At 74.5% G+C, this 8607-nt stretch carries 7 protein-coding genes and 2 pseudogenes; 4 read left to right on the top strand and 5 right to left on the bottom strand.

The window, feature by feature from the left end; genetic code table 11:
• From PV343_RS39990 to PV343_RS39980, 3 genes are all read right to left on the bottom strand, one after another.
• Positions 1-1327, bottom strand: a 1327-nt coding sequence (locus tag PV343_RS39990; RefSeq protein WP_319151970.1) for a sensor histidine kinase, incomplete at its 3' end; no start/stop codon positions are given.
• A gap of 404 nt (positions 1328-1731) precedes the next feature.
• A complete protein-coding gene (locus PV343_RS39985) occupies positions 1732-3168 on the bottom strand; it encodes a polysaccharide pyruvyl transferase family protein (RefSeq protein WP_319151969.1) in 1437 nt (478 codons plus the stop codon).
• 111 nt (positions 3169-3279) lie between these two features.
• The gene (locus PV343_RS39980; protein ID WP_319151968.1) at positions 3280-4497 is read right to left on the bottom strand and encodes an MBL fold metallo-hydrolase; all 1218 of its coding nucleotides are present in this window, start codon (positions 4495-4497) and stop codon (positions 3280-3282) included.
• Between the two features lie 191 nt (positions 4498-4688).
• Between PV343_RS39980 and PV343_RS39975 the strand changes: the two genes are divergently transcribed.
• From PV343_RS39975 to PV343_RS39965, 3 genes and pseudogenes are all read left to right on the top strand, one after another.
• On the top strand, positions 4689-5867 hold the full coding sequence (locus PV343_RS39975; RefSeq protein WP_319151967.1) for a Glu/Leu/Phe/Val dehydrogenase dimerization domain-containing protein: 1179 nt from the start codon (positions 4689-4691) through the stop codon (positions 5865-5867).
• A gap of 133 nt (positions 5868-6000) precedes the next feature.
• Positions 6001-6600 (top strand): TetR family transcriptional regulator C-terminal domain-containing protein, encoded by a 600-nt coding sequence (locus PV343_RS39970; RefSeq protein WP_387952475.1) that lies wholly within the window; start codon positions 6001-6003, stop codon positions 6598-6600.
• Between the two features lie 124 nt (positions 6601-6724).
• A pseudogene (locus PV343_RS39965) lies at positions 6725-6855 on the top strand (TetR family transcriptional regulator); the annotation flags it as partial.
• 100 nt (positions 6856-6955) lie between these two features.
• Here the strand turns inward: PV343_RS39965 and PV343_RS39960 are convergent.
• A complete protein-coding gene (locus PV343_RS39960; protein WP_319151971.1) occupies positions 6956-7741 on the bottom strand; it encodes an SGNH/GDSL hydrolase family protein in 786 nt (261 codons plus the stop codon).
• 232 nt (positions 7742-7973) lie between these two features.
• Positions 7974-8414 (bottom strand): annotated as a pseudogene (locus PV343_RS39955) (M23 family metallopeptidase); the annotation flags it as partial.
• Here PV343_RS39955 and PV343_RS39950 point away from each other — a divergent pair.
• A complete protein-coding gene (locus PV343_RS39950) occupies positions 8383-8571 on the top strand; it encodes a hypothetical protein (RefSeq protein ID WP_319151972.1) in 189 nt (62 codons plus the stop codon). The pseudogene PV343_RS39955 and the gene PV343_RS39950 overlap by 32 nt on opposite strands.
• Positions 8572-8607: the final 36 nt, after the last annotated feature.

Here is an 8607-nt window from a genome sequence, read left to right as displayed (position 1 = left end):
CGGCCGGGAGCGCGCCGCCGGCCGCGGTGCCGCCGGAGGCGGGCGGGGGCGGGGGCACCGGCAGGGGGCCCGTGTCCGCCGGGCCGGGCTGCCGTCCCGGTACGGCACCGGATGCGCCCGGCGCCGAGCCCAGCACGGCCTGCGGCACGACGAGGACGGCCTGCACCCCGCCGTAGATGTTGGTCTGCAGGCGGACGGTGATGCCGTGGCGGCGGGCGAGCTGGGAGACGACGTACAGGCCGATGCGGCCGTCGGCCAGCAGGCTGGCGACGTTGACCTGGTCGGGGTCGGCGAGCAGCGCGTTCATCCGGGTCTGTTCGCCGACGGGCATGCCTAGGCCGCGGTCCTCGACCTCAACGGCCAGCCCCGAGGTGACGAGGCCGGCGCGCAGCAGCACCTGGGTGTGCGGGGCGGAGAACACCGTGGCGTTCTCGACCAGTTCGGCGAGCAGGTGGATGACGTCGGCCACGGCGTGGCCGCGCAGTTCGCCGTCGATGGGCGGCACCAGCTTGACCCGGGAGTACTGCTCGACCTCGGCGATGGCCGAGCGCAGCACCTCGGTCATCGAGACCGGGTTGCTCCACTGCCGGCGGGAGACGGCGCCGCCGAGCACGGCGAGGTTCTCCGCGTGCCGCCGGATGCGCGTGGCCAGGTGGTCGACGTGGAAGAGGCCCTTGAGCAGGTCCGGGTCCTCGATCTCGTTCTCCAGGTCGTCCAGGATGGAGATCTCCCGGTGCACCAGGGACTGCAGCCGCCGCGCGAGGTTGACGAAGACCTCCAGCTTCTGTTCGCTGCCCGCCTGGCTGGAGAGCTGGGCGGCCTGCACGACGGCGGTGACGGCGCCGTCGTGCGCCCGGGCCAGCTCCGCGGCGAGCAGGTCGAGGTCGTCTGCGTCCTCGGGCGGCGCCTGGCGCGGTCCGCGCCGCTGCGGGGTCTCGCCGCGGCGCAGGGCCTCGACCAGGGCGCGCAGGTCGGCCTCGCCCCGGGCGGCGCTGCGGCGCAGGGCGCCGACCCGGTCGCTGACGAGGCGGGCGGCGCGGTCCGCGGCGACGGCGGCGATCAGGACGGCCGCGGCGGCCACCGCGGCGGCCCCGGCGAGCACGGCCCACAGGGTGGGTCCGGGGCGTGCGCCGGAGGAGCGGATGCCGAAGATGACGGCCGCGCTCGCGCTGAGGGCCACCGCCGTCGGCGGGAGCACGGCGAGCCGCATGAGCTGGGGCCGTATGTGCGTCTCGGGCAGTGCGGGAGCGGGTCGGGCGACCGGACGTCCGTGCCGGCCGCCCTCACGGCGGTCTGCGCGGGCGGCCGGTGCACGGAGGTGAGACATCTGCGTCCTCGTACTGGTCCGTCGGGCTGCCATCCGGACACTGACAGTAGTCGCCCGCGCATCATGTGCGGTGGGCAGTTGACAAAGTCCCCCGGGCAGGGTCCCGCTCTGGTATGACGCCTCGTACGACAGACCGATAACCGCGCCGAAAGGGCGCGCCGAGTACGAAAAGAAAGTGATCCGACCTGGTCAGAAGTGGTCGGAAGACGGCAGCGAGGGCCGGTGCGTACAGGTGTGCGCACCGGCCCTCGGGGTGTCCGGGGTTTGCGGATCGGGCACCCGGCCGACCCGTGGCCCGGCCCCCCGGGCGGCCGGCGCCTGGCCGTCCGCGGGCCGGGGACCGTCACCTTCGGTCACCTCCGGGCCGGCACACCCGCCTCGCCCGCCGGCCCCGGCGGGTCGGCTCACTTGGGCGCGAGCCGCTTGACCAGCCGTCTGGCCTGGTTGGGCAGGCGGTTCCGCGCCTGGGCCTCCAGCGCGCGCAGCCGCTTCTCGCTCGACTCGCGCTGGGCGGCGAGCGCCGCCTCGAGCTTCTTGATCTGGGCGGCCTGGGCGGTGGCCTTCTTCTCCGCCCGGGCGGCCTGGCGCGCGATCGCCTTGTTCTGCTCCCTGAGCAGGGTGATGCGGAAGCGCAGGTCCTCGGCGCTCTCGGCGTCGGAGCGCCGGAACGGCCGGGGGAACCGCGCGGCACGGACCCTGCGGTCGTACTCCTGACCGCCGTCACCGTGGTCGTAGGCGTTCTCCAGGCCGTTCCTCGTCATGAAGTCGAGCAGCCGCCGCAGGCCGTCCTCGTAGTGCGCGTCGAACGCCGTGTGGTCGGCCTCCCCGTAGAGGTCGGCGAGATCCACGTCGGCGTCCGTCTCGGTGAGGACCCGGTGCGGGATGTGGTGGTAGCGGGCCAGTTCGAGGGTGCGCGAGTCGTGGGCGAGGACGAACGCCGGGGTGCCGGCGACCAGGGCGGCGACGTTGCCGTGGATGCGGGTCCCGACGGCGAAGTCGTACGCGGCGAGGGCGTCCGTCCAGCTGTGCGGCTCCAGCGGCACGCACACGTCGGCCGTGCCGATCAGCGGGTGGGAGCCGAGGTCGGGCATCGGCGCGGACTGCCCGGCCGCCGCCGAGGTGTCGCCCCAGTACAGGGTCTGGAGGTCCCGCCCCTCCTGGGCGAAGTAGGTGAGGTCGGGGTACCGGCGCAGGATCGCGGCGTTGACGGCCGAGGCGTGGTCGGCGTTCGCGAGCCGCAGGGCGGTGGACAGCGCGATCCGGGCGCCGTCGGGCAGCGTCCGTCCGCCCGGTTGGTCCAGCCGGTACCCGGGGCCCCGCAGGTAGATCGAGGGGCAGCCGATGACGTCGACGTCGCGGAAACCGAGTTCGCGCAGATAGCGCTCGGTGAACTCGCCGCGCACCCCGATGGACGCCGAACGGTCCAGCACCGCGCCGACGAACCGCTTGACGGCCTCGTCGACGGGCTTCAGGAACGCCGTGTCGTAGTCCAGTCTCGCCTGGGCGCCGACGCCGAACACGACCACGGGCACCTTCAGCCTGCCGATGAGGTCGGCCAGGATGTGCAGGTGCGGGACGAACTTCGCCTTGAAGGCGTTGGCCATCGGGAGCACGAAGACGTCGCACTCCTCGTTCACGCGGTCCGCGTCCGCGGTTTTGAGCTCGGCGAAGTGCGTGGTGTCCACCTGGATCCGGGCGCCCGGCACGGACATGTGCCGGTACGCCGCGTTGGTGTACATCAGATTGCCGACGTTGCCGCGAATACTGTTGCGCACCAGCGTGCTCTCGAGCGTGGGCACGTCGAAGGGGTCGTTGCCGGCCTGCATCAGGATTCGCTTCACAGCGCGGGATGCTAGCGCGTGGTGAAGTCTTTACGGAATCCTTGCGAGTCCTTTTCTTCGCGGCTTCCTCGGCGTTCGCCTCGCGTCGCTTTCGTGCTACACGTTTTCCGGTCAGCGCCCGCCGGCCAGGTCCACGTCGGCCTCCACGCCCGCGTCCCCACCCACCCCTGGGACCTCCGCCGTGACCGGTGTCGCGGCCGGGCGCCGCCACAGGTGCGGGACCGGCGCCGACGCGGAGCGCCACCACGCCTCCGCGGGCACCTTCCCGGCGGGCTCGAAGGGCTCGCCGGGGCGCGGCAGCGCCACCGCCTGGCCGGCCTCCTCGGCGGCCTCCTTGGTCCACTCCCCCGGTTCGGCCCAGGCGTGCGGGGCGAGGTTGAAGGTGCCCCAGTGGATCGGCAGCAGCACACCGTGCGGTGCGCCGCCCTGGAGGTCGAGGTGGGCGCGCAGGCCCTCCTCGGGCGTCATGTGGATGTCGGGCCAGAACTCGCTGTACGCGCCGATCTGGATCATGGTGGCGTCGAACGGGCCGTGGGCCGCGCCGATCTCCGCGAAGCCGTCGAAGTAGCCGGTGTCGCCGCTGTGGTAGACCCGGTGCTCCTCACCGGCGACGGCCCAGGACGCCCAGAGGGTGTGCTGGGTGTTGCGCAGACCCCGGCCGCAGAAGTGGCGGGCCGGGGTGGCGGTGAGGGTGAGCCCGCCGATCCGGGTGGACTCGTGCCAGTCGAGTTCGCGCAGCCGGTCCGGGGACACGCCCCAGTGCTCCAGGTGCGCGCCGACGCCCAGCGGCACCGCGAACACCGTGTCCGTTCCGGCCAGTGCCTTGACGGTCGGCATGTCCAGGTGGTCGTAGTGGTCGTGCGAGATGACCACGACGTCGACCGGGCCGAGCGCGGCCAGCGGCAGCGGCACCGGGTGCAGCCGCTTGGGCCCGGCGAAGGGGAACGGGGAGCAGCGCTCGCCCCAGACGGGATCGAACAGCACCCGCCGCCCGTCGATCTCCACGAGCACGCTGGAGTGGCCCATCCAGGTCACCCGCAGCCCGGTGGCGGGCGGTGCGGCGAGGTCGGCGAAGGTGGTCGGATGGACCGGCACGGTGCCGCGGGGCGTGCGCAGCGGCCGGGTGTCCTTGTCGAAGAACACCTTGGCGAGCTCCACGGTGGACCCGGAGGGGCGAGTGCGGGCCACGCCGCCGGGGTTCTGGAAGACGCCGTCCTTGAAATGGGGGGAACGGAGGATGCGCGCGAGGCGCTCCCCACCCGGATCCGCGCCGAAGGCCGCGGGCCGCAGCACGCTGAGCCCGAAGCTCTGGGAACGCAAACCGGTCACGGTACCTCCAGGTGGATCGCTGAGGTCCTCCATTATGGTCGGCCCCTCGACCGGACCTCGATCGCCGGGGTCCGGCCGAGGGCCGGCCGGGCCCCCGCGCACCGCGCACGGGGCCGCCCGGGCGCTTTGACACCGTGGCCGGCCGCTCCGGATACTGACCGGCGATTCAGTAGCAACCCCCGGGAGATCCCATGGCCGCCCCCCTGATGTCGCTCGTCTGGACCGACCACGTCACCGGCCGCCAGGGGTTCCTGGTCGTCGACCGGCTGGTGCGGGGCGTGGCCAGCGGCGGGCTGCGCATGCGGCCCGGCTGCACGCTGGAGGAGGTCACCGGACTCGCCCGCGGCATGACGATGAAGGAGGCCCTGCACTACGACCCCGAGGCGCGCTACGTCCCGCTCGGCGGCGCCAAGGGCGGCATCGACTGCGACCCGCGCGACCCGGGGGCCTACGGCCTGCTCGTGCGCTACCTGCGTGCCATGCGGCCCTGCATCGAGAGCTTCTGGACCACCGGGGAGGACCTGGGGCTCACCCAGGACCTGGTGGACCGCGCGGCCGCCGAGGCGGGTCTGGTCTCCTCCGTCCAGGCGGTCTATCCGCTGCTGGACGACGAGGCGGCGGCCCGCGGGCGGCTCGCGGACGCCTTCGCGGTGGAGGTGGACGGCATCGGCCTGGACGAGCTGGCCGGGGGCTGCGGGGTGGCGGAGTCGGTGCTGACCGCCCTGGACCGAGAGTCGGTGCCGTACCGGGGCACGCGGGTGTCCGTGCAGGGCCTCGGCACCATGGGCGGGGCCACGGCCCGCTTCCTCTCCCGCGCGGGCCTCACGGTGGTGGCCGTGGCCGACGTCAGGGGGACCGTCGCCAACCCGGAGGGCCTGGACGTAGAGGCGCTGCTGGCCGCGCGGGACGCGTACGGCACCGTGGACCGCGCCGCGCTGCGCCCCGGCGACCGCGAACTGCCCGGGGACGCCTGGCTGTCCGCCGACGCCGAGGTGCTGGTGCCCGCTGCGGTGTCGTACGCCGTCGGCGCCGCCGAGCAGGGGCGCGTCACCGCCCGCTGGATCGCCGAGGCCGCCAACATGCCGGTACGGCCCGAGGCGGAGGCGGCGCTGGCCGCGCGCGGGGTGACCGTGCTGCCGGACGTGGTGGTCAACTCCGCGACGAACGCCTGGTGGTGGTGGACCCTCTTCGGCGACATCGGTGCGGACGCGGACGAGGCGTTCGACCGCGTCCGCCGCTCGGTGCGCGCCCTGACCGGCCAGGTGCTCGCCCGCGCGGAGGCCGGCCGCACCACTGCGCGCGCAGCCGCCCACGCCCTGGCCGAGGACCGTCTGGCCGCGCTGGCGGACCGCTTCGGCTGGTACCGCTGACGTCGGCGGGCGGCCCGCGTCCGGCGGGACCCGCCCGGTGGAGTGGCCGGGGTGCGCCGCTCCCGCCGCGGCCCGTTCGGCGGGGCCCGGCCGACGGATTAGGGTGACCCGCGTGGCGAGAGTGCGGTTGAGCGTGGCGGAGCGGCGGGAGGAGATGCTGCGGGCCGCCGTCGGGCAGATCGAGGCGCGGGGCGTGGCGGCGGTCAGGATCGCCGACGTGGCGTCCGCGCTCGGTGTGAGCAACGCGCTGGTGCTGTACCACTTCTCGACGAAGGAGAAGCTGGTCGCCGCCGCGTTCGCCTACGCCGCCGAGGGCGATCTGACGCGGCTGCGGGCGCTGCTCGGGCGGCGCACCTCGGCGCTGCGCCGGCTGCGGGCGGCGGTGCGCTGGTACGCGCCCACGGGGCAGGCCAAGGGCTGGCGGCTGTGGATCGAGGGCTGGGCGGTGGCGCTGCGCGAGCCGGCCCTGCGGGAGGTCACCCGGGACCTGGACCGGCAGTGGAAGGCGGCGATCGCCGCTGTCCTGACGGAGGGCGTGGCCGCGGGCGAGTTCGCGTGCGCCGACCCGGCGGCGGCTGCCCTGCGGCTCACCGCGCTCCTCGACGGGCTCGCGGTGCAGCTCACGTCGTACCCGGGCGCGGTCCCCCGGTCCCGGGCCCAGCAGTGGGTGGACGAGGCACTCGCCCGCGAACTCGGGCTGCCGCGCGAGGCGTTGACCGCGCGGGGCCGCTGACCGCAGGGCGCGGCCGGACGAGGCACTCGCCCGTGACCTCGGGCTGCCGCGCGAGGCGTTGACCGCAGGGGGGCGCTCGGCCGTCCCGCCGGAGGTGCGGCCGGGCGATGCCCGCGTTGCACCCGACGCACTCGCGGTGCGGCTCACGTCGTACCCGGACGCGGTCCCCGGTCCCGGGCCCAGCAGTGGGTGGACGAGGCACTCGCCCGCGAACTCGGGCTGCCGCGCGAGGCGTTGACCGCGCGGGGCCGCTGAGCGGGCACGCCGGGGCGCGGCCGGGCGATGCCCCGTACCGCGGGGTGCGCGGTACGGGGCGGCGGCGCGGCCGTGTTCCGGCGGCTCGCGGCGCCGGCGGTCAGGCCACCGAGGCGATGCGCATCTTGATGTCGTCCGGCGACAGGGTGCCCTTCGCCGTCACGTGGTCGCCGGAGGACTCCCCGCGCAGCCGGCGGCCGATCCACGGGACGAGGTACTCACGGGCCCAGTGGACGTCGTCGCGGCGGACCTCCAGGGTGCCCCGCGGCGGGAGCGGCGGCCACGGCTGCTCGGGGTCGGCCGGAACCTCCAGGCCGAGGGCCAGCCCGGCGCGCAGCGCCACCCGGGTGTGCCCCTCGGGCGACAGGTGCAGCCGGTCGCCGTCCCAGGCCCTGCGGTCCTGCACGGACTTCAGGGACCACAGGTCGAGCACGGGACAGCCGTACCGGTCGGCGATGGCGCGCACGTGCCCGTTGTAGGTCGCGATCTTGCCGCGCAGGTGCTTGAGGAGGGGGACGCCCCGGGTGTCGAAGCCGGTCGTCACCATCACCGTGCCCGCGGCCCCGGCGAGCCGGGCCAGCGCGCGCTCGAAGCGCTCGGCCACCTCGTCCGGGTCGGTGCCGGGACGGATGATGTCGTTGCCGCCCGCGCAGAAGGAGACGAGGTCCGGGGCCAGTTCGACGGCCCTCGGAAGCTGGTCGGCCACGATCTGGTCGAGGAGCTTCCCGCGCACGGCCAGGTTCGTGTACGCGAAGTCGCCCTCGGGCCGCCGGTCGGCGAGCAGGACCGCGAACCGGTCCGCCCAGCCGACGAACGCCCCGTCGGGGCCGGGGTCGCCGACACCCTCGGTGAAGCTGTCCCCCAGCGCCACGTACGACCCGATCACTGATCTGCTGTCATTCTTCGAATCGTCTGCCACGTCGGACCATGATTCACCTTCGGATGTGACCTACGCGACCGTAATACGGGGTTGACGGACGGTGAGATAAGCCACTTCACCGACAGACCGCACTCGGGAATACACCGGCACACATCGCGGGCGGGACACACCGAAGGCCGGTCCCGGGGATCGGGGGCCGGCCTTCGGTGCGTCAGGGAGATGGTTCGCGGGGTGGGCCTCAGCCGACGGGGACGCCGTGCGAGCGGAGGTAGCCGACCGGGTCGACGTCCGACCCGTAGTTCGGGGTGGTGCGGATCTCGAAGTGCAGGTGCGGACCGGTCACGTTGCCGGTGGCGCCCGACAGTCCGACCTGCTGCCCCGCCGTCACGGTCTGACCGGCCGAGACGGAGAGCTGGGAGAGGTGGCCGTACTGGGCGTAGTGCCCGTCACCGAGCCTGAGGACGACCTGGTTGCCGTAGGCGCCGCCCCATCCGGCGGAGACCACGGTGCCGGCGGCGACCGCCTTGACCGGGGTGCCGGTCGGCACGACGAAGTCGACGCCGGTGTGGTGGCCGCTGGACCACATGGCGCCGGGCACGTGGTATCCGGTGCCGATGGTGCCGCCGGTGACCGGAAGGGTGTAGCCGGTGGCCGCAGCCGGGGCGGGGGCGGCCTGCGCCGCCGGGGCCGCCTTCGCCGCCGGCGCCCGGCATCTGCGGCGCCGCACGACCCATGTGGGCGGCGGCTGGCGGGAGTTCGTCGCCGACTTCCGGGCCGCCGTGCGCGGCGGATGGCTCGTAGGGCTCGCCGGCTGGGCGGAGGCCGCCGCGGTCTAGGTGGACGCCCTGGCCACACGGGCCGAGAAACCCGGC

It is taken from the genome of Streptomyces sp. WI03-4A, from assembly GCF_033792105.1.
Lineage (GTDB): Bacteria > Actinomycetota > Actinomycetes > Streptomycetales > Streptomycetaceae > Streptomyces > Streptomyces collinus_A.
This window is presented reverse-complemented; position numbering and strand designations above follow the sequence as displayed.

Bases quoted from the DNA above. Each gene is read 5' to 3' on its own strand.
- PV343_RS39975 (WP_319151967.1), top strand. From the start codon at position 4,689: ATGGCCGCCCCCCTGATGTCGCTCGTCTGGACCGACCACGTCACCGGC.